This is a genomic window from Mycobacterium terramassiliense (genome assembly GCF_900157385.1).
GTDB classification, from domain to species: Bacteria; Actinomycetota; Actinomycetes; order Mycobacteriales; family Mycobacteriaceae; genus Mycobacterium; species Mycobacterium terramassiliense.
This window is the reverse complement of sequence record NZ_LT717701.1, coordinates 2980440-2999342: the sequence shown is the minus strand read 5'-3', so window position 1 is coordinate 2999342 and position 18903 is coordinate 2980440. Positions and strand designations below refer to the sequence as shown.

The following is an 18903-nucleotide window of genomic DNA, read 5'->3' as shown; positions in this document are numbered from 1 at the left end:
CGCCGCCGACAACCGGCAGCGACACGACCGCAATGGGGAAATCCGTGGCCGTCAGTGGGGAGAATTCATGACCGCCAGCGGGGAGATCAGCTGGCCGTCAGTGGGGATTTTTCCGTGTCCGCCGACACCTGCGAGTGTCCACGTGTGTGGCTAGCACCCTTATGAAATGCATTCAGTAGCTGCAGAAGCGCCGCTGTAGGGAAAACGCTTGAGGCCAATAATGTCCGGGTGCTCCGCGAGCATCCTCATCAGCAAGGTGCTGCCTGATCGGTCCGGCTCGGTCCCGGCGTCAGCCCGCTGCGCCACTATGCCGGCCATCGCGCCGCGGGCAACACAATCCGCTGCCGGTGTTCGATGTCACCGAATACACTGACCGCAATGCGCACTAGAAGGGCGAGGCGTCGGACCCGTATCTGCACCGGCTCGAGCGGCCCAGGCAGGCGGTGCAGGCTCCTCGTCTCTCCGCCCCTCCCTGGGCCGCGGTGGTCGAGCGTACGGGTGGCACCCTGGGAGCGCGGCCTGCCCGACACGGTCAGCCGTGAGGCGTTCACGACGTTCTGCGCTCCTTCATTCCGCCCCTGCCGTTCGACGAGGCCTGGTGCTGCCGGTGCTATCCCGATGGCGCCACCGCCGTGAAATGCCGGGTCATTGCCACCTCGCACGATTTCATCGGCTACGGGTCCTTTGAGGGGCGCAGCCCCGCACCGCCGACAGCCGCCCCGCCGGCGGCGGACCGTGTCCCGGCCTGACGCGGTCGCACCAGGAGGACGCACGATGCCGTTTCGCGCGGATGCCGTCGCGGCCGGGCGGGCAATCCTGCGCTCATTGCCGGTGCGCGCCGTTCAGGGCGCGAGCCCGCGCTTGCGTCGGATCACCTGCGCGAGCCGGGTCGGGGCCGTTCTCATGCTCATCGCCATCTTGATGCGCGCCGGCAATGCGGAGGCGGGCGCGCAGGCGCCGAAAGTGCTGTTCGAGCAGGCCGCCGTCGACGACCTGGTGCGGACCTTTCTGGTTCCGCTGGCGGACCCGCTGCACCCCAAACCGCAGCCGACGGACCGGATGGTCCTGGTTCTTTGGCAACCCAATCCGAAACGATCTGACGGGACACTGGTTCCCACGTCCTGGACCGCGGGCGACAAAACCGGCTTTTACCCCGCGCCGCCGCTGGAACATCAGCTTGGCTTCGAGGACCGCAACGGAACGACCACGGTCCAGGCCCAGGGCGGAGTCGTCGGTGCCTACCTGAACGCCCAGGAGGTTTCGCCCGCAACCGACTTCGGCAAGCTGATGATCACCCCGGAGTTCCGCTGGAGCGATGAATCCGCGGCCCGCCCGTTTTCCGAACTCGGCCAGGCGCTTTTGGTGTCCCTCGAGCTGCAGGTGCCCACGGCTTCCGACGCGCACCGCCCCGGAAGCCTTGCCTACATCGTGGCCGACCTGGAGTTCACGGACCGGGTATCGGGGACGAAGCTGAGCTACGGCTCAAAGCTGTTCTTCAACGGATACCCGCAGTCGACGAGCATGGACATCGCCTACGACGCGGAGTCCCGGAGCATCATGGTCAACGCGCCGGACGACGACGGCAGTCCCACCCTGCTGCGGGCGCCCGGGTCGGATCGCTTCACCGGAACGCCCTGGCGCGGCTGGCGCACGTTCTCCTATGCCATCACGGGGCGCGCCTTCAGCTTCGCCCTCGACCGGGTCAGGGACCGGTATCCGAATGCAAACGCTTCACAAGATCCGGCCGACTACCGGCTGACCATGTTTCACCTGAACGCGGAGGTCCAGCACGACAGTGGTCCGGCCGAGCTGGGCTGGTCGATGAGGAACGCCAGGATCGTGCTCCAGGACGGCGGATCGTGATCCAGGTGGCGGCACCACGCCTCGGGCTGTCCGCGCCTTGAACCGCCCCGGTAGATCTAGAGGTGCAGACCTGAGATGCAGAGCACTTCGTCGAGAGTGGCGGTGCGCGGCCCGGCGTCGGTGGCCGGTCGGCCACGTTGGGCGGGCGGATCGGGGTCGCTGTTTTGCACACTGCGGGCTCGATCCAGCCGGGCAGTGTCGAGCATCGCTGGGCCGCTGGCCATCACATCGGTGAGTAGGTAGCGGCCGGCGTCCGGTGCCCGGCGCACCGCCTGCTCTGCGGCGCTGGCGCCGGTCAGCTTGACCGCATCTTCGAAGTTGATTCCCACTTGAAACACCTGCGGTTCGGCGTCGAGCACCGCGATCAGGCGGGTGATGAAGTTCTCGGGGGCGAAAAACCGCCAGCCCGCACCCAGATGCAGCCAGAACCGTCCGTCGATCTGAGCGCGCAACTGCGCCAGCTGGGGAGCGGGTTTGTCGCCGGATCGGCGCCGGGCGAACTCGAGAAAACCGTAACGTTTCCGCAGCTTGGCGCGGTCGGGGGCGGACAGGCCGGCATCGAGCACCAAAAAGCGCGCGACCCGCGACACATCGAGGCAGCAGTTCAGAAACGAGTTGATGGTCCACTCGGTGGTCTCGCGGTCTGGTCCGGCGATCAGGCTGACGGTGACCTCGGCCCCCTCACCGGGACCTGCGGCCCGGGAGTGAACCAGGGCTTCGGGGTACGGCAGAGCCGCCTCGAGCATGGCAGGCGCCGAAAAATCGCGGTTGGTCGCAATCCGTTGCCGATCAGGCTCGGGGAGATCGGGACGGGCCAACAGGCCCCGACACAGCGTGAACGCCTCAGCGTGCCTACCGATCCACGATGCGCACACCGCCTGCTCATCGGTTGCGCGCCACGCGTAGACGTCTGCGAATCTGGGGACAAAAAGGTCATCTTCAGGAAAGGGGATTTCGGCGGCGCGCTTGGCAAACAGGTAACCCATCTCGTAGCGCTGCTCGACGCGATGCCGAAAAGCGATGGCATGCAACGCCTCGGCGCGGGTCGGTCGAAACTCCCACGCCTTCAGATAGGCTTCCTCAACATCCGGCCATGGCTCACCGAGGTTCGACATCGACTCCGCGAGCCGGTACATCGCCCAGTAGACCTCCTCGTCGCAGCCGCCCATCTGGACCCGCCGCTCACACCACCGGCGTGCGTTGACGAAATCCTCCATACGGAAGGAGGTCTCGGCTAGAAAAAAGACCGACCGCGCATCCTCGGGATTGCCGTGGATCTTGGCCAGCAACCAATCACGCTCTTGCGCGGCCTTGTGCTTGAACAGGCTGTAGGTGAACAGTTGGCGATCGCGGAGCTGATCATTTGCGCTGCCGCCTTTGCCTTCGAGGCGCACATCGATGCAAGGGTCGTCCCGCGCAGCGGTCTGGTGGGTGACATCCTCAAGGCCTTCCGCCAGCGCACGCTGCAGGATGGCGGCTTGGTCACGAGCTGAGAAAGCCTGGTAGCCCCGCTCGGCGAGCTCGTGTCGCGCGCGCTCGTCGTTGACTAGCTCCACGCAGCGATCGACCAGTCCGTCGTAGTCCGCAAACGCGATGCCAGACTGCAGGTCACGCTCCAATGTCGAATCGGCACCAGTCTCGGAGACCACCGCGCGTTTGTTGGCGAGCAGATAGGAAACACGCGTGATTTCGAAGATTTTCGCTTCCCAGTAGTGGATGTTGAGGACGATCTTCGAGCGTGCGATCCAGGCATCGCGGATCGGGCCGTAGATGGCCGATAGCCATTTGACACGAAGACCTCGGTCGTGCAGGTCCCTGAGGACGGCATATCGGCGTCCGTTGAGCGCGCCGTAGAAAAGTACGTCGATGTCCTCGGGGGCTGGAGCGATCCGTGTCAGCTCGGGGACGTATCCGATCGGAACGTAGGTGGGGCGGGGCAATCCCAGGGCGGCGAGGTATTCGACGTTGGCTTGACTGTAGTCCCAAGTCGGGTACCGCCGGAAAAGGTCGACGAATTCAGGCATCGTCATCCACGGCAAGTCGTCGCCCAGTTGCTCGAGGTTGTAGAAGATGGGGTTTTTGGGCGGCTCTAATGCGTACTGGACGAGGAGGTTTCCGCCAAGCACGATGGTGCGGCGCTCGTCGAGGTTGAGACGGTTGGTCAGCACCGAGTCATGGCCAAGCGCCAAAAGACCATGGTGCAACGCCTCGGCCACCTCGTTAAAAGCTCCGCCGCTGATGTCTTGGTGGGAGGGAGGTGACACGATCGCGACCGCGACACGCATGGGTGCAAAGTACAGCAAGAGGATTGCGCTTGACCCCGTTTAGTTAATTAGCTATCGAAGATTACGGAGCCTCGATCCGGTCACTGAGGAGGTATTTTCCCCCGACGTCCCTTCTTCGCCACCGGTGCCGCAGCTTTGGGCTGCTGCACCGGTCGGGCTGCGGTCTTCTTCGCCACCCGTGCCGGCGCTTTGGATGGCTGCACGGGTCGGGCTGTGCCCTTTTTCGCGGCGCGTGCCGGCGCTTTGGGCTGCCGCACCGGACGGCCCGCAGCCTTCTTCGCCACCCGCACCGGCGCTTTGGGCTGCCGCACTGGTCGGGCCGCGGCCTTTTTCGCCACCCGCGCGGCCTTGGGCTGCCGCACTGGTCGAGCCGCGGCCTTTTTCGCAACCCGTGCCGGGGCTTTGGATGGCTGCACGGGTCGGGCTGTGCCCTTTTTCGCGGCGCGCACCGGCGCTTTGGGCTGCTGCACCGATCGGCCCGCGGCCTTCTTCGCCACCCGCGCCGGGGCTTTGGATGGCTGCACGGGTCGGGCTGTGCCCTTTTTCGCGGCGCGCACCGGCGCTTTGGGCTGCTGCACCGATCGGCCCGCGGCCTTCTTCGCCACCCGCGCCGGCGCCTTGGGCTGCTGGACCGATCGGGCCCCCGCCTTCTTCGCCACCCGCGCCGGCGCTTTGGGTCGCTGTGCTGATCGGACCGCCGCCTTCTTCGCCACCCGCGCCGGGGCCTTGGGCTGCCGCACCGGGCGGGCTGCGGCGATGCAGAGCACCTCGTCGAGGGTCGCGGTCTGTAGTCCGACAGCGGCCGCCCGCCAACCGAGTTCGGCGATGGGATCTGGGTCGCTGCCCCCTATGCCGCCGGCCCGATCTAGGCGTGCGGTGTCGAACAACGCCGGGCCGCTGGCCACCGCATCGGTTAGGACGTAACGGCCGCCATAGTTTTCCCGGCGCACCTCCTGCTCGGCCGCGCAGACGCCGGTCAGCTTGACCGCATCGGCGAAGTTTATTCCCACCTGGAATACCTGTGGTTCGGATTCGAGCACCGCGATCAGGCGGGTGATGAAATTCTCGGGCGCAAAGAACTGCCAGCCCTGGCCCAGGTGTAGCCAGAACCGACCCAGGATCTGAGCGCGGAGTTGCGCGAGCTGTGTAGCGGGCGAGTCGCCGGGGCCGCAATCGACAAACTCGAGGAACCCGTAGCGCTCACGCAGCAGCGCGCGGTCGAGGGCTGACAGGCCGGCATCGACCACGAGTAAGCGCCCGAACCAAATTGACAGATCGAGGCAGCAGTTCAGAAACGAGTTAATGGCCTGCTCGGTGGTCTCGCGGTCCGGTCCGGCGATCAGACTCACGACAACCTTGGCGCCCGAGCCGGGGACTAGGCGCTGCACCAGCGCGTCGGGATACGAGGCCGCCGCCTCGAGCATGACCGGCACGCTGACGTCGCGGTTGACCGCGATCCGTTGCCGATCGCCATCGGGGATGTCGGAGAGGGCCAGCAAGCGCCGGCACAGCATAAACGCCTCCGCATGCTTGCCGAGCTGGGAGGCGCACACCGCCTGCTCATCGACCGCGCGCCAGGCATAGATGTCCGCGCCGACAAACAAGAGATCCTTTTCGGGAAAAGGGATTTGGGCGGCGCGCTGGGCAAACAAGTGACCGGGCAGGTAGCGCTGCTGTTCGCGGTACCGCCGAGCGATGGCATAGAGCGCCTCGGCGCGGGTCGGTCGAAACTCCCAAGCCTGAAGGTAGACGTCCTGAACAACCAGCCACGGCCAATCGAGTCCCGCCATCGACTCCGCGAGCCGGAGCATCGAGTAGTAGACCTCCTCGTCCGAGCCACCCATCTCGACCCGCCGCTCATACCACTTACGAGCGTTGGCGAAATCACCAAGATCGAAATAGCTCTGGGCCAGATAGAACACCGACCGCGCATTCTCGGGGTTGCGTTCGACCTCCGCCAGCAACAGGTCGCGGTCACGCGCATACTTCTGCGGATCCTGACTGCGGGCACCGAGGCGACGAGATTCGACGTAGTAGTCGCCTTCGAGGCGCCCAACGACGCAGTCAGACTCCCACACGGCGGTCTCGTGGACGACACCTTCATAGCGCACGCGCACCCCGTCGCGGAACAACTGCGGGCGCCAGTAGGTGAAGGAGGCATCTCCGAGGCGCATGCGGTAGATGTCGGCGCTTAGTTCGGTGAACTCGGGTGTGCCCACGACGATGTCGTCGGCGTCGATGACCCAGATGTAGTCGCCGTGGCCTTGGGCGAGGTTCAGTGCCTCGGTGCGGTTGTGACCGAAATTGCGCCATGGTCGTTCGTGAAGCTCGCCTGGGATGCCCAGGCGGGCCATGCGTTTGCGGATCGCGTCCTGGGTCCCGTCGGCGGAGCCGGTGTCGACGATCACCCACGAGCTGATGTAGGGCGCAACCGAATCCAGCGTCTCGGCGACGACGTCGGCCTCGTTTTTCACGATCATGTTCAGGCAGATCGCGGCGCGCGCTGTCACTGGCTTGGACACCGCTCAGAGTTTACTAGCAATCGCGTGTCGCGGATCGGGTTGCACGCGAAATAGCGGAGGCTGTGGATCATTGGTCGCGCTGTTCGGCGAGCACCGCGCCGGGTCAAGGCGGCGATCCGCCACGGTTTCGTCGAGCGTGTCGCCGTGATGACAGCACCACCTGCCCGCGGTGCTTCGGCCTTGAGAACCGCCGTTAGCCCGAACGCGACTCGGCGTGACAGGACGCTAAGTTAGCGAACGCGCTTGTCCTGCAAGGCATGATGAGCCTGCTCAACATCCACTATTCCGAGCGGGAGGGCACTTCCTGGATGAAAAGTAGCGCAGCGGTTTGTCAGCTCAAAGCATCTCGGGGCGGCCATAGCGTGGTGTCGCATGCCGGTTTTGGCGTGTTGCGCGGGCTCGCCCTGACCGGGTGTGTGACGGCTGGTGTCGGCGTGCGGCAGACGGCGGTTTAGAGCTTCTCTGTGAATCCGCCCGCAGCCGCGGCGCTGCAGCCCGCGATCAGATTCGCTTGCGCGCAACGGTTTCCACCAGCTGCACAATCCGATCCGCCTGCGCCGGACGAGTCGGCACGCTATTTAGAGGGCGGACTTGGATCGGCGTCCACCGCAACGAGATCCCAGACCACGACGACAACTCAAGTCGATACGGTCCATATCAGCCACTCAGTCACACCCGCACCGGGTGAATAGCTACCCGGTCGCGCCGTGAGCACCCTGTGCGCCCTGTGCGCCCTGAGCCCCCTGTGCACCCAAGATGCCGCCGGGACCGCCGGAACCGCCTGGACCGCCGATGCCGCCGGAACCGCCGGGAGCGTTAAGACCGCCGCTACCGCCGAGGCCGCCCTGCCCGCCGCCACCACCGTCACCGCCAGTGCCCGCGAAGAGTCCACCGGCACCACCGGCACCACCGGCGCCACCGGCACCACCGGCGCTACCGGCAACACCAGGGCCAGAGCCTGCAATACCCTGGGCGCCAGCGCCACCGGGACCACCGGGACCGCCATGGCCCATGAAGAATCCGCCGGCGCCACCGATACCACCGGCACCACCAGTCGTACCTAGGGTTATGGCGGATCCACCGGCACCGCCGGCACCGCCGACACCGAACAGGCATTGCCCGCTCCCGTGCTATTACCACCGGAGCCGCCGTTGCCCAACAACCAGCCGCCTGCCCCGCCGGCCGTTCCCTGCACCCCAGACGTCCCATTCGCGCCGTTACCGATTAACGGTCGCCCCGTCGCCGCCGCGAATGTCCCATTGATCGCAGCACCCGGCGCGCGTATCGCAGCTTCCATCATTTGCGCCGCATTGGCAGCCTCGGTGCCTACATACGCAGCCCCGCCGGTCGCCAGGTTTTGGGTGAACTGGTCATGGAAAGCCGCTGCCTTTGCGAGCAGCGCCTGATACTCGTCCCCATATTCGGAGAACAGCGAAGCGACCGCCGTCGACACCTCATCGGCCGCCGCGCCCGCCACCCCGGTCGTCGGACCAGCCGCCGCCGCACTGGCGCTGGCCAGGTTCGTGCCGATGCTGTCTAGATTCTCAGTCACCCATTGGACGACGGCGGGGTCAATGAAAAAAGGAGAGCTCATGGCATTCCACCTCTTTTTCATCGCCAGGCCCTGCGGAAGGGCATAATGCGAGACTGCATTCGAGCAACCGAGTCGAAACGTACCGCAAGCGAGTCGGTCATTGAAATAGATTCGGTAACACTGGAAATGGTCGTATCTAGGAACTGGATCCGGTCGGAAATATGAACTGGATTCGATCGTATTAGTAATCTGGATTCGGTCGGAAATGCAAACTGGATTCGGTCGGAATAATAAATTGGATTCGGTCAGATTTGACGTCCCCACAGAGTCATTGCTGGCGGCATAAGTCGTGAAAGCAGGCATGGTAAACAGCTGCAACGCGCCGTCGGCCTCTTCAACGACCGGCCAGTCGGTGTCGTCAACGACCTCGTTGCCGAACTCGGCGAATGACCCGGCGGGACGAACCAGGTTGTCGCGCAGCGCTATTCGGGCGCGGAGCCGTCCCTACTGTTGGGCAGCAGCGGGATGGCCGGGGCACCGTTGCATCCGTCGTCGGCCAATGTGATCAGCCCGGCCGGACGGCCGGCGGCGGCGGCGGGCGTGACGGTGGCACCGACGAATCCGAGTGGCCCGCCCCCGTGGCCCGACGCCTCCGGACGCGAGCCCCCGTCGTCGTCGAGGTCCATGAACTCGTGGCGATGTGCGCGATCCTCGATCGTCGCGCGCCGACGGCGGCGCCCCCGCGTTCGGCCGTTGGCCATGGCCGCGGCTGCCGCCGCCTCTTCGGCGCCCTCGGTTGCCGTTTCCTCCGAGCGACGACGCGCGCGAGCGGTCGCGCTACCACGTGCCGACAATCCGGACAGGCCGACGGCGTAGAGGGCGTCGGAGAGGCCCGCGCCGATGCCCGTTGCCGCCGACGGACCGAACCCGTCCCCCGCCGATGGCAGAGGACAGGCTCGGCGCGGTGGGACCGGGCACGGTGGCGGCACTGCTCGCGCTAGCCGGGGCGGCGGCGGTCGCGGGAGCGGGCATGGCGCCCAGCGGCGCCGGCGCTGCCACGGCCGCCGGCACGGACGTCGCCACCGACACCGGGACCGCGACGCCGGTTGCGACGGCGGCACCCGCCGCCACCCCCGCGGCGCCGGCGGCGGGCACCGCGGCCAGGGCGGGGGCGAGCGAGATGGCCAGCTGGATCGCCTGCTGCCCGAAGGGCCAGAAGATCATCAACGTGTGGAAGGTGGCCCAGGCGAGCGCGCTGGCCAGGGCCGGCGACATCCCGGGGATCTGCATCAGCGCCGAGGTGAGGCCGTTGGCGAACGGGACCGCGGGAATGGGCCACCCGGCCGGGTTGAGGTCCTTCGACACCGGCCACGCGAAGTTCTTGGTGTACTGCTGCAGGAGCGCCGCGAGCTGGTCCTGCCACAACACGGTGCTGTCGGCCGCGGCCGCGCTGCTGGCCTCTCCGGGGGTCGCGACGATCTGCGGTGCGGGCGTGGCCGTCGGGACGGCCGCCATGGCCGAGTCGGTGACGGCTTGGTAGGTGGTCATGGTTTCGGCGGCCTGCAACCACATGCGCACGTAGTCGGCTTCGTTGACCGCGATGGGGATCGTGTTGATGCCGAAGAAGTTGGTCGCCAGCAGCGCCGCGTGAGTGGCGTGGTTTGCGGCGAGCTCGGCAAGCGTCGGCATGGTGGCCAGCGCGGTGGCGTAGGCGGCCGCGGCAGTTCGGTGCGATGACGCCGTGAGCACGCTGGCCGACGCGCTCTCGAGTAACCAGTTCAGATACGGCGCGTGGGCGGCCACGTAGCGTTCGGCGCTCGGACCATCCCATGCACCCTGCGCCGCGCCGAGCATCCCGATGAGTTCGTCTGCCGCGGCGGCATATTCGGCGCCCATCGACGACCACTCCTCCGCAGCGGCGAGCAGCGGCCCGGAGCCCGGGCCGCTGCTGAGCAATGTGGAGTGCACCTCGGGCGGGAAGGCGATCCAAATCGGGGCGGTCATCGTCGGGGACCGTCGGGCAGGAGCACGAATACCTCTTCGGTGGACGTCGTCGCGGGCGGGCTTGCCTTCAGTGGTCGGTTTGCCGGACGGTTTGGTTCCCATCCCCGGCTTTTCGACGCCTTTGCGCCCCGACCGAGCATGCGCAACGATGCAGGGATGCGGTGTGACGTTGCGCGTGAGGCGCTTTCTGCGCGGCTGGATGGCGAGCGTCCGCACGTGCTCGCGCAACAGGTCGATGCCCACCTGGAATCGTGCCGCGGTTGCCGCACCTGGCTGATCGGCGCGGCGGTGCAGTCGCGCCGGCTGTCCTCCCTCGAGCCCGGCGAGGGACCGGACCTGGTCGACAAGATCATGGCGAGCCTCGAGCAGCAGTCCCCCGCGTATCACCGCTCGGTGCGCTGGCTGCGGTCGCGCTACCGGCGCTGGGGACTGATCGCTGTCGGGGTGTTCCAGGTGGCGATCGCGGCCGCACAGATCAGCGGCGTCGATTTCGGCATGGTGTCGAGCCACATGCACGGCGCGATGTCGGGCGAGCACCTGATGCACGAGTCCACCGCATGGTTGCTGGCGTTGGGCCTGGCCATGATCGCCGCGGGCGTTTGGCCCGCCACCGCGATTGGCGTTGCCGCTATCACCGGTGTGTATTCCGTCGCGCTGTTGAGCTACGTGGTCGTCGACGCCTTCGCCGGCGAGGTGACCGCGACACGCGTCGCCAGCCACATGCCGCTGCTGTTGGGGCTCGTGTTCGCGTTACTGGTGGCGCGCGAACATGTGCGGACCCGGCGGCCGCGCACCTCCGGCACGGACGCCGACTACCCCGGCGGGCCCTCGGAGGCGCCCGGCGGTCGGCGACACCGGCATCTCTGGCCCATCAATCGCACGGCCCCACACCCCACCGCAACTTCTACGACAACCGGTCGTAGACTGACGACGCCCGCACAACGAAGGTGGTTGGCCATGACCGCGTCAAGCGACGACGAGGCCGTTACCGAGCTCGCGTTGGCGGCCGCGCGCGGGAACGAGCGAGCGCTCGAGGCCTTCATCAAAGCCACCCAGCAAGACGTCTGGCGATTCGTCACCTATCTGTCCGACGCGGGTACCGCCGACGACCTGACGCAGGAAACCTTCCTACGGGCGATCGGCGCGATCGAACGGTTCTCCGGACGGTCCAGCGCGCGAACCTGGTTGCTGGCCATCGCGCGCCGGGTGGTGGCCGATCACATCCGCCACGCCCAGTCACGGCCGCGCACCGCCGCCGGCGCCGATCCCGATCACTTCCTCAGCGGTGATCGCCACGCCCGCGGATTCGAAGACCTGGTCGAGGTGACGGCGCTGATCGCCAACCTCACCACCGAGCAGCGCGAAGCACTGTTGCTCACCCAGCTGCTGGGGCTGCCGTACGCCGACGCCGCCGCGGTCTGCGGTTGCCCGGTGGGCACCATCCGCTCTCGCGTCGCCCGCGCCCGCGATGCGCTGCTGGCGGCCGACATGGACCGTGAAGACCTGACCGGCTAGCCAATGGCGATCGCAAGCGCGGCAACCCAATTCGCGGCCTCGTCGACCGTGCCCACCGCCGTCACCCCGGGCGGAAGGGGCGGCCTCGCCACCATGACCACCGGAATGCCCTGCGCGGCAGCGGCATCCAGCTTGGGCCGGGTCATGGCGCCACCGCTGTTCTTGGTGACCAACACGTCGATGCGATGCCTGCGGAGCAGCGATAGCTCGCTGTCGTAGCGATAGGGGCCGCGCGACAGCACTAGCCGGTGGTGACGCGGGAGCAGGGCAGGGTCCGGCGCGGTGACCGCGCGGATCAGAAACCACGCGTCGCTGCCGGCGAAGGCAGTCACGCCCGAACGTCCGGTGGTGAGGAAGACCCGCGAGTAATGTTGCTTGGCAACCGTTTCCGCCGCTTCGACGTCCGATGCGACGACGATAGCGTCGCCGGGCGCCCACGCCGGGCGCGCCAACACCAAGTGCGGGATGCCGAGTTCGGTGCACACGTCGGCGGCGTGGGCCGTCATCGTCGCCGCGAACGGGTGGGTGGCGTCGACGACGGCGTCGATGCGTTCGTCGCGCAGCCAGCGCCGCAGCCCGTCGACGCCGCCGAAGCCGCCGATGCGCACCGGACCGACCGGCAGGGCGGGATCGGGGACGCGGCCGGCCAGCGAGCTGACGATGTCGACCGTCGGGTGCAGGGTTTGCGCCAGCGCGCGGGCCTCCGATGTGCCGCCGAGCAATAGCACCCGCATCAGTGCCGGCTCCCCCGGGTCCGCCCGGGCGAATAAAGGTAGCTGTCGGGGAATCCCTCGGCGGCCAGCACGTCGCCAACGATGATCACCGCGGTCTTGGTGATGTCGGCGTCGTGCATCTGGCCGGCGATGTCGGCCAGCGTGCCGCGCAGTACGGTCTGCTGTGGCCAGCTCGCGAAAGCCACGACAGCAACCGGTGTTTCGGAACGGTAGCTATGGAGTAGTTGCGGGATGATGGCGTCGATCTGGGCGGCGGCCAGGTACAGCACCAGGGTGGCCCCGGACAGCGCCAGCGTCGTCAGCTCCTCGCCGGACGGCATGGGTGTCGACAGGGTGGCCACCCGCGTCAGCGTCACCGTCTGCGCTACGCCTGGGACGGTGAGTTCGCGTTTCAGCGCGGCGGCCGCGGCGGCGAAAGCCGGCACGCCGGGCACGATTTCGTAGTCGATGCCCAGCGCGTCGAGTCGGCGGCACTGCTCCGCGAGCGCGCTGTACAGCGACGGGTCGCCCGAGTGCAGCCGCGCGACGTCGTGGCCGGCGGCATGCGCATCGGCGATTTCGGCGAGGATCTGCTCGAGCGTCAACGGGCCGGTATCAACGACATTCGCGCCCGGCGGGCACAGCTCCAGCAGATCATCGGGCATGATCGAACCCGCGTAGAGGCAGGTTGCACACGCTTGGAGGAGCCTTTGACCGCGGACCGTGATGAGGTCGGCCGCGCCGGGCCCCGCGCCGATGAAATAAACCGTCATATCGTCACCGCCCACTGGGTGACCGGCATCTGCGGGCGCCATCCGGTGAAGCCACCCAGTGGCTCGCCGTGGTAGTGCTGGAGACGCCGCAACTGGCCGCCGTGGCGCGAATATGACTGCGTAAGAAGCGCTTCCGATTCCGCGGTGACCGCGTTGGCCACCAGTCGCCCCCCTGGAGGCAGGTGGTCCAGGCACGCGTCGAGCAGCCCCGGTTGGGTCAGCCCCCCGCCGATGAAGATCGCCGACGGCGCTTCGGCCCCGGCGAACGCCTCCGGCGCCCCGCCCCGGACGTCGATCGCGACGCCGAAGGCCGCGGCGTTGGATTCGATATTGAGGCGGCGCGCCTCGTCGCGTTCGAATGCCACCGCGCCGCAACCCGGCCAGCTCAGACACCATTCGACGCTCACGCTGCCCGAGCCCGCGCCGACGTCCCACAGCCGCTCCCCCGGTCGCGGCGCCAGCGCCGCCAGTGTCACCGCGCGCACCCCGTGTTTGGTGATCTGCCCATCGTGGGCGAATGCGTCATCGGGATACGGCGACATGCGTGCGTCGGGCAGGTAGCGCACTGCCAGGAGGTTGAGGTCGTCGACGTCTTGGGGCGGGTCGTCCGCCCACTGGCGCGCGGTGGCGTCGCGGCGGCGTTCGGTTGGGCCGCCGAGGTTTTCGAGCACGCTGTACTCGGAGTCCCCCCGGCCGTGTGCGCAGAGCAGCGCGGCCAGTTCCGTTGGGGTGGAAGCGCCTTTCGACAGGATGATCGCTTGGCCGCCGCGGCGCATCGCGGTGTGCGGCCGCGCGGTGACCAGGCTGATCACCTCGGTGTCGTGGGCGTTCCACCCCATCCGCGCGCGCGCGAGCGTCACCGAGGACACGTGCGGCAGCACCCTGACGTTGTGGGCGCCGTATAGCCGGATCAGCGTGCCGCCGATGCCGTGCAACAGTGGGTCGCCGCTGGCCACCACGTGGACGTCGGCCGCGGAGTCCACGGGCAGGCGTTGCAGCGCCGGCAGCATCGGCGACGGCCATTCGCGACGGGGCGCGGGCACCGTATCGTCGAGCAGGTCGAGCTGGCGCTTGGACCCGTAAACGACTGTGGCCCCTCTTAATTCGGCGCGCGAGGCTTCAGCGAGCCCCGCCATGCCGTCGGCGCCGATGCCGACGACGACGATCATCGTGGCATCCTGCGCCACACGAACTGCGGCAACAGGCGCATAACGAAGAACATCGGCCGCAACAACCACGGGATCCACACGGTGCGCCGGCCCTTGGCCAGCGCACGCGCGGTCGCCGCGGCAACCTGCTCCGGGGTGCTGGACAGCGGCGCCGGCCGCATCCCGTCGGTCATCCGCCCGATGACGAAGCCCGGGCGCGCGATGAGCAGGCTGACACCGGTGCCGTGCAGCGCGTCGGCCAGCCCGCTGGCGAAGCCGTCCAGGCCGGCCTTCGCCGAGCCGTAGACGTAGTTGGCGCGGCGCACCCGGACCCCGGCCACCGAGGAGAACACCACCAGCGAGCCGCGGCCCGCGGCGCGCATGGCCGCGGCCAGGTGGGTGAGCACGCTGACCTGGTCGACGTAGTCGGTCTGAACGATCGACACCGCATGCGCGGCGTCGACCTCGGCGCGGGCCTGGTCGCCGAGGATGCCGAAGGCCAGCACCGCGGTGCCGATGGGTCCGTGTTCGGCTACGACCGAGGCGACCAGCGGGCCGTGCGAGGCCAAATCGTCGGCGTCGAATTCCCGGGTGTGCACCGCCGTCGCCCCGGCGGCCTTGACCGCCGCGACCTCGTCGTCGAGCTGGTCCGCCCTGCGGGCGGCCAGCACCACCGTCGCCCCGGAAGCCAGGCGGCGTGCTAGCTCCACGCCGATTTCGCTGCGGCCGCCCAGGATTAGTACCGGACCCGCGCCCGTGTCGTCCACGGCTGCGATTATCACCTGCGCTAGCGTGGGCGGTGATGGCGAATACCACTACGCGGCTGACCGACGATGCGCTGGCTTTCCTGTCCGAACGTCACCTGGCCATGCTGACCACGCTGCGGGCCGACAATTCCCCGCATGTGGTGGCGGTGGGTTTCACCTTCGATCCCAAGACTCATATCGCCCGGGTGATCACCACCGGCGGCTCGCAGAAGGCCGTCAACGCCGACCGTGCCGGGGTGGCCGTGCTCAGTCAGGTCGATGGCGCCCGGTGGCTGTCGCTCGAGGGCCGGTCCAAGGTGAACAGCGACGCCGACGCCGTGCGGGATGCCGAGTTGCGGTACGCCCAGCGCTACCGCACGCCGCGCCCCAACCCGCGGCGGGTGGTCATCGAGGTCCAGGTGGAGCGGGTGCTCGGGTCGTCGGATTTGCTGGACCGGGGCGAATAGATTCGCCTAGCTGACGTCAGCTAGGCAACAGTTCCATACCCTTGAACGCGCGCAATCCATATGCAGCGAATAGTGCTCACACAGGGGTTCCGCGGTTACTGCCCGGTCTTTGTATGAGCAGATCATCGTGTTCTCGCCTACGACAGGCTTCCACGAATGCAACCGCAGCTCCTCTATCGCCCAGGAAGTCGCGATATTGGTCTCGGGTAAGCTCGTAGTACTCTTCATAGTCCACTATGCCGTTGCTTACGGGGATCGACGCATAGTACCGGCCCGACGTCGACTCAACGCCGATCGAATATCGTTCTTCTTGGAAAAAATAATCATTTCTCATTTATAACCTTGATTCTTTGGAAAACCTGAAGTACATGGTGAGTTGTACTGTGGTCTTTCGGATGTTTGCCTGCGTACATGCCGCCACCCGACCGCTCATCGAAGGTTCCACCCGACACATCGCCCTATCTCGTGCAACGCTGCCTCCGATAATTCCGGATGCATCATGTGGAACCTTCGGAGAATGTCATTAACCCCCTCCTCCAGCGTCATGTCGCCCCATTCGATAGGCGTGCTGACGGCCTCGCGGACTAGACCGGAAATATTCTTATTGAGTGCCTCAGCCTGAGCTGCGCCGAAAATTTCGGAGAGCTTTTCTTTATCGATATGTGGAACAGCGGTATCTTTGATAGCCGCGACAATCGCTGCATTCAGCATCTCCGAATCCACCTGTCCAAACTCCTTAACGTTCGAAGACCGTTGTCTCAGAACCGGTCTCGGGATCGATTATCACGATTTTAGTTACGTTCGGGTTAGCCGTAAGCCTTGGGAGTTCGACGGTATCCCACACGTTGCCTGGACGGAGATTTGGCCCAATGACTGCGTGAACTTCACCTCGGACGTTGTCAGCATATGTTCCAGAAACCACTGACCACCATTCTTGTGCAACCGCGTCGTCAAAGCTCCACTTTGGAGGTGTTACGCCGTTCCGCGCCAGCAACCCTTCCAGCGTGGTTCCGCCATGCGACCCTGCGAACAAATCCGCGGCGCCGTTACCACCGGCCGAGGTGGGACCGATCCCGAAGCCGTCGGAAGTTCTTCCCGACCAGAAGAAGGCACCGTTCGGTGGCGGGGTAAGGAGCTCCGGGGACGGGAGCGGGTACGGACCCACCATGTCGTTTTCTGGAAGTGTGTCGCCGCTAGTGCCGTCGTGCCCATGCTCATTTCCATCCTCCGTCGGTGGGTCAGTTTCAGCTCGACCGGGTTCACCCGAAGTGCGATCGCGGAGCTTGTGGCGCGCCCCATCGCCCGGCGGTCCGGTTGGGCCACCGTGGGTAAGACCAGCATTATCCGGCCCATGCGGTGGCTGCCCGTGGCGATCGATGCCCGGAGGGCCGCCGTCGCCATGCCCATGCCAGCCACCGCCGCCGGGTGTCGGCAGTTCGGGCGGTCGACCTGCTGCGGACATCGAATGCGGCGCCACGGAGGTGAAGGACGGCGCCGGCTGCGATGCCTGCGCAGGCGCAGAGTCGAGGGGAGATCCGCTCGGCGATATGGGCTCCCGAAGCCGCGAATGATCAACCGATTGCGGCATCGCCGACGGAACGCGGTCGGCCGCGGGTACGGATGGCGGATGCGAATCAACCGGCGCCGGCACCGGATCATGGGGATAACCCGCAGCCGGCGCAGGCGCAGCGGCCGACGGTTCAGGAGGCGGTTCGTGCACAGCACGCCCCGGCGGCACCGGGTCTAAAGCCCCAGGCGCGTCAGGCACTCCGGGCGCCGCGTCGGGCGGGCGCGGCACCGACTCGACGGGCGCCTCCAGCGGCTTGGGCGCCGGCACTCCCACCGGGCGGCCGCCGACGGGCGGCGGCTCGATCTTGGGCAGCTTCCCGGTAACGCCCTCAAGGTTCTTGGTCAGATCACCACCTGCCCCGGCGATGTCAGCCAGGGCACCGCGGGCACCGGCGAGCCCACCGGCCGCCTCCGCGCCCGCTCGCCCTGCCGCGCCCGCGGCTTCCGCGGCCTCGGCGCCTTGCAGGGCCGCCCCACCGGCTTCCGTCGCCGCGCCGGCTTCGCCGGCCCCGGGAATGAAGAACATCGCGACGTCGAAGGCGTTCTCGCCGAAACCCAACCCCGGTCGCGCGGTACTCCAATCGTCAAGGTGCAGCAGCGATTTGAGCTGCTGCCAGTTCGCCTCGACAAACTCTTGCGGGTTGAGGACGCCGTTGACCAGGCTTCCCTTCCACAAGCCTTTCGCCATGCCAGTCCACGTCTCGGCGGCGCCGTGGGGATCGACGAGGAACCACCGCGGGTCGAGATCCCCGACGGCTAGCGCCATCCCAACGGCACCCTTTAAGGCGCCCTCGTTCGCGTTGGCGAAAACGTCGAAAACGGTGGCCACCTGGTTGCCGACCGCATCACCCAGAAACTGCTTAAGCTCGCCGCGAACGTACTTTTCCAGCTTGACGACCAGGCCGTCGATGACCCCTAAACCCGCCTTGACGCCCTGCTCGGCGGCCCGGGCCTCCCGCCCCAAGTCGTGCAGCACGTCGTTGATGTCCCCGGCGATCTTCTTGATCTCATCGAGCGCGTCGCCCTCGATGATCAACATCACGTCGTGCCCGAGGTCGGTCAGCGAACCCAGCCGGTTCAGCAGATCCCGGATGTGGTGCTGGGCGCCGTCCACCTCGTTGGCGAAATTGTCGAGGGCGGTGGCGATTTTCCCGGCTGCCTCGCCGATCTTGCCCATGCAGTCGCCGATTTGCGACAACGCGTCATCGATCTTCTCGCCTTCGGGGATCTGGTGGGCGTCCAGCAGCGCCTTGGCGGCCCCCGCCACCGAGCCGCGGCCGCATGCAACCCGGCCACGTCGCCGTCGGGCCACACGTCGTCGACGAAAGACTCCACCACCGCCCACAGCAGCGGTGGCGGCTCCCCTTTACCCCATGTCCCTGGCGGCCCGGGCGCCGACATTTTGGCCTGGGCGGGTGCCGCCTGCAAGGCGCCGGCCCCGCCACCCAGCGTGGAGGCCGCTTCGGCCTGCGAATAGTTCGCCGCGCCCTGCTGGATCAGGGCCCCGCTCTGCCGGCACGCGTTGACGGCGGCCGTCGCGGCTTGCAGCACCGACTCGCCCGCGTCCTGGTAGGCCAGGCCGAACACCGCGCCGGCCGCATCCAGGCCCGTGTGCGCCGCAAAACCCGCCGTCAACACCGTCAGGTTCGCCGCCAGGCCCTCGCCGGCGGCGATCACGGCGCTGCCCACGGCGAACAGCGCCTGAGGATCGACGACCAACGGAACCATCGCGCGAAATTCTCGCCGACCCAGTCCCGGGCCGCT

General features: G+C 67.2%; 18 protein-coding genes and 1 pseudogene. 6 read left to right on the top strand and 13 right to left on the bottom strand.

Features of this window, described 5'->3' with window-relative positions:
• The first annotated feature begins 774 nt into the window (after positions 1 to 774).
• Positions 775 to 1863 carry a hypothetical protein gene (locus MTAB308_RS28740; RefSeq protein WP_077104356.1) on the top strand — a complete coding sequence of 363 codons (1089 nt, stop codon included), beginning with the start codon at positions 775 to 777 and terminating at the stop codon, positions 1861 to 1863.
• A 56-nt stretch (positions 1864 to 1919) separates the two neighbouring features.
• Here the strand turns inward: MTAB308_RS28740 and MTAB308_RS28735 are convergent, their stop codons facing one another.
• Both MTAB308_RS28735 and MTAB308_RS28730 read right to left on the bottom strand, forming a co-directional pair.
• Positions 1920 to 4148, bottom strand: a complete 2229-nt coding sequence (locus MTAB308_RS28735; protein ID WP_077104354.1) for a glycosyltransferase — start codon at positions 4146 to 4148, stop codon at positions 1920 to 1922.
• 80 nt (positions 4149 to 4228) lie between these two features.
• The gene (locus MTAB308_RS28730; RefSeq protein ID WP_245831518.1) at positions 4229 to 6670 is read right to left on the bottom strand and encodes a glycosyltransferase; all 2442 of its coding nucleotides are present in this window, start codon (positions 6668 to 6670) and stop codon (positions 4229 to 4231) included.
• Positions 6671 to 6927: 257 nt separating this feature from the next.
• Between MTAB308_RS28730 and MTAB308_RS29155 the strand changes: the two genes are divergently transcribed.
• Together MTAB308_RS29155 and MTAB308_RS30420 are read left to right on the top strand one after the other, a co-directional pair.
• The gene (locus MTAB308_RS29155; protein ID WP_157901035.1) at positions 6928 to 7125 is read left to right on the top strand and encodes a hypothetical protein; all 198 of its coding nucleotides are present in this window, start codon (positions 6928 to 6930) and stop codon (positions 7123 to 7125) included.
• A 252-nt stretch (positions 7126 to 7377) separates the two neighbouring features.
• Entirely contained in the window at positions 7378 to 7734 is a 357-nt protein-coding gene (locus MTAB308_RS30420; protein WP_077104350.1) for a hypothetical protein, read from the top strand.
• A gap of 2 nt (positions 7735 to 7736) precedes the next feature.
• On the opposite strand, the gene MTAB308_RS30415 is transcribed toward MTAB308_RS30420, so the two are convergent.
• From MTAB308_RS30415 to MTAB308_RS28715, 3 genes are all read right to left on the bottom strand, one after another.
• Complete coding sequence (locus MTAB308_RS30415) at positions 7737 to 8582, bottom strand: PE family protein (RefSeq protein ID WP_083746686.1); 846 nt, start codon at positions 8580 to 8582, stop codon at positions 7737 to 7739.
• A 104-nt stretch (positions 8583 to 8686) separates the two neighbouring features.
• On the bottom strand, positions 8687 to 8965 hold the full coding sequence (locus MTAB308_RS30145) for a PPW family C-terminal domain-containing PPE protein (protein ID WP_245831517.1): 279 nt from the start codon (positions 8963 to 8965) through the stop codon (positions 8687 to 8689).
• Positions 8966 to 9041: 76 nt separating this feature from the next.
• Complete coding sequence (locus MTAB308_RS28715) at positions 9042 to 10208, bottom strand: PPE family protein (RefSeq protein ID WP_245831516.1); 1167 nt, start codon at positions 10206 to 10208, stop codon at positions 9042 to 9044.
• Between the two features lie 138 nt (positions 10209 to 10346).
• Between MTAB308_RS28715 and MTAB308_RS30410 the strand changes: the two are divergent.
• Positions 10347 to 10982: pseudogene (locus MTAB308_RS30410) on the top strand (DUF2275 domain-containing protein); the annotation flags it as partial.
• 183 nt (positions 10983 to 11165) lie between these two features.
• Positions 11166 to 11723: an RNA polymerase sigma factor SigC gene (sigC, locus tag MTAB308_RS30135; protein WP_245831579.1), complete on the top strand. Its 558-nt coding sequence runs from the start codon at positions 11166 to 11168 to the stop codon at positions 11721 to 11723.
• Here sigC and MTAB308_RS28705 read toward each other — a convergent pair.
• Genes MTAB308_RS28705 through dprE2 form a run of 4 tightly spaced genes read right to left on the bottom strand, consistent with a single transcriptional unit; the run spans position 11720 to position 15124 of the window.
• A complete protein-coding gene (locus MTAB308_RS28705; protein WP_425436366.1) occupies positions 11720 to 12460 on the bottom strand; it encodes a cobalt-precorrin-6A reductase in 741 nt (246 codons plus the stop codon). The two genes, sigC and MTAB308_RS28705, sit on opposite strands and share 4 nt — an antisense overlap.
• On the bottom strand, positions 12457 to 13209 hold the full coding sequence (cobM, locus tag MTAB308_RS28700) for a precorrin-4 C(11)-methyltransferase (protein WP_077104344.1): 753 nt from the start codon (positions 13207 to 13209) through the stop codon (positions 12457 to 12459). The genes MTAB308_RS28705 and cobM overlap by 4 nt, the downstream gene beginning before the upstream one ends.
• On the bottom strand, positions 13206 to 14378 hold the full coding sequence (cbiE, locus tag MTAB308_RS28695; RefSeq protein WP_077104940.1) for a precorrin-6y C5,15-methyltransferase (decarboxylating) subunit CbiE: 1173 nt from the start codon (positions 14376 to 14378) through the stop codon (positions 13206 to 13208). Before cbiE ends, cobM begins: the two co-directional genes overlap by 4 nt.
• Positions 14375 to 15124 (bottom strand): decaprenylphospho-beta-D-erythro-pentofuranosid-2-ulose 2-reductase, encoded by a 750-nt coding sequence (gene dprE2 / locus MTAB308_RS28690; RefSeq protein WP_077104342.1) that lies wholly within the window; start codon positions 15122 to 15124, stop codon positions 14375 to 14377. The genes cbiE and dprE2 overlap by 4 nt, the downstream gene beginning before the upstream one ends.
• A gap of 35 nt (positions 15125 to 15159) precedes the next feature.
• On the opposite strand from dprE2, the gene MTAB308_RS28685 reads away from it, so the two are divergent.
• The gene (locus tag MTAB308_RS28685) at positions 15160 to 15570 is read left to right on the top strand and encodes a F420-dependent biliverdin reductase (RefSeq protein WP_066913250.1); all 411 of its coding nucleotides are present in this window, start codon (positions 15160 to 15162) and stop codon (positions 15568 to 15570) included.
• 76 nt (positions 15571 to 15646) lie between these two features.
• Here MTAB308_RS28685 and MTAB308_RS30530 read toward each other — a convergent pair whose 3' ends face one another.
• The 4 genes from MTAB308_RS30530 to MTAB308_RS29495 form a co-directional block, all read right to left on the bottom strand.
• Complete coding sequence (locus tag MTAB308_RS30530; protein ID WP_077104340.1) at positions 15647 to 15904, bottom strand: hypothetical protein; 258 nt, start codon at positions 15902 to 15904, stop codon at positions 15647 to 15649.
• A 95-nt stretch (positions 15905 to 15999) separates the two neighbouring features.
• Positions 16000 to 16293 carry a hypothetical protein gene (locus MTAB308_RS28675; protein ID WP_077104338.1) on the bottom strand — a complete coding sequence of 98 codons (294 nt, stop codon included), beginning with the start codon at positions 16291 to 16293 and terminating at the stop codon, positions 16000 to 16002.
• Between the two features lie 13 nt (positions 16294 to 16306).
• The gene (locus MTAB308_RS29150) at positions 16307 to 18316 is read right to left on the bottom strand and encodes a hypothetical protein (RefSeq protein ID WP_083746685.1); all 2010 of its coding nucleotides are present in this window, start codon (positions 18314 to 18316) and stop codon (positions 16307 to 16309) included.
• Positions 18217 to 18867 carry a hypothetical protein gene (locus tag MTAB308_RS29495; protein WP_216823699.1) on the bottom strand — a complete coding sequence of 217 codons (651 nt, stop codon included), beginning with the start codon at positions 18865 to 18867 and terminating at the stop codon, positions 18217 to 18219. The genes MTAB308_RS29150 and MTAB308_RS29495 overlap by 100 nt, the downstream gene beginning before the upstream one ends.
• Positions 18868 to 18903 lie beyond the last annotated feature (36 nt).

What these genes read in the sequence shown, in the direction of transcription:
- MTAB308_RS28740 (WP_077104356.1), top strand. Translation starts at nt 775, where the DNA reads ATGCCGTTTCGCGCGGATGCCGTCGCGGCCGGGCGGGCAATCCTGCGC.
- MTAB308_RS28735 (WP_077104354.1), bottom strand. Translation starts at nt 4,148, where the DNA reads ATGCGTGTCGCGGTCGCGATCGTGTCACCTCCCTCCCACCAAGACATC.
- MTAB308_RS29155 (WP_157901035.1), top strand. Translation starts at nt 6,928, where the DNA reads ATGATGAGCCTGCTCAACATCCACTATTCCGAGCGGGAGGGCACTTCC.
- MTAB308_RS30145 (WP_245831517.1), bottom strand. Translation starts at nt 8,965, where the DNA reads ATGGCCAACGGCCGAACGCGGGGGCGCCGCCGTCGGCGCGCGACGATC.
- MTAB308_RS28715 (WP_245831516.1), bottom strand. Translation starts at nt 10,208, where the DNA reads ATGACCGCCCCGATTTGGATCGCCTTCCCGCCCGAGGTGCACTCCACA.
- sigC (WP_245831579.1), top strand. Translation starts at nt 11,166, where the DNA reads ATGACCGCGTCAAGCGACGACGAGGCCGTTACCGAGCTCGCGTTGGCG.
- cobM (WP_077104344.1), bottom strand. Translation starts at nt 13,209, where the DNA reads ATGACGGTTTATTTCATCGGCGCGGGGCCCGGCGCGGCCGACCTCATC.
- cbiE (WP_077104940.1), bottom strand. Translation starts at nt 14,378, where the DNA reads ATGATCGTCGTCGTCGGCATCGGCGCCGACGGCATGGCGGGGCTCGCT.
- MTAB308_RS28685 (WP_066913250.1), top strand. Translation starts at nt 15,160, where the DNA reads ATGGCGAATACCACTACGCGGCTGACCGACGATGCGCTGGCTTTCCTG.
- MTAB308_RS30530 (WP_077104340.1), bottom strand. Translation starts at nt 15,904, where the DNA reads ATGAGAAATGATTATTTTTTCCAAGAAGAACGATATTCGATCGGCGTT.
- MTAB308_RS29150 (WP_083746685.1), bottom strand. Translation starts at nt 18,316, where the DNA reads ATGGGCAAGATCGGCGAGGCAGCCGGGAAAATCGCCACCGCCCTCGAC.
- MTAB308_RS29495 (WP_216823699.1), bottom strand. Translation starts at nt 18,867, where the DNA reads ATGGTTCCGTTGGTCGTCGATCCTCAGGCGCTGTTCGCCGTGGGCAGC.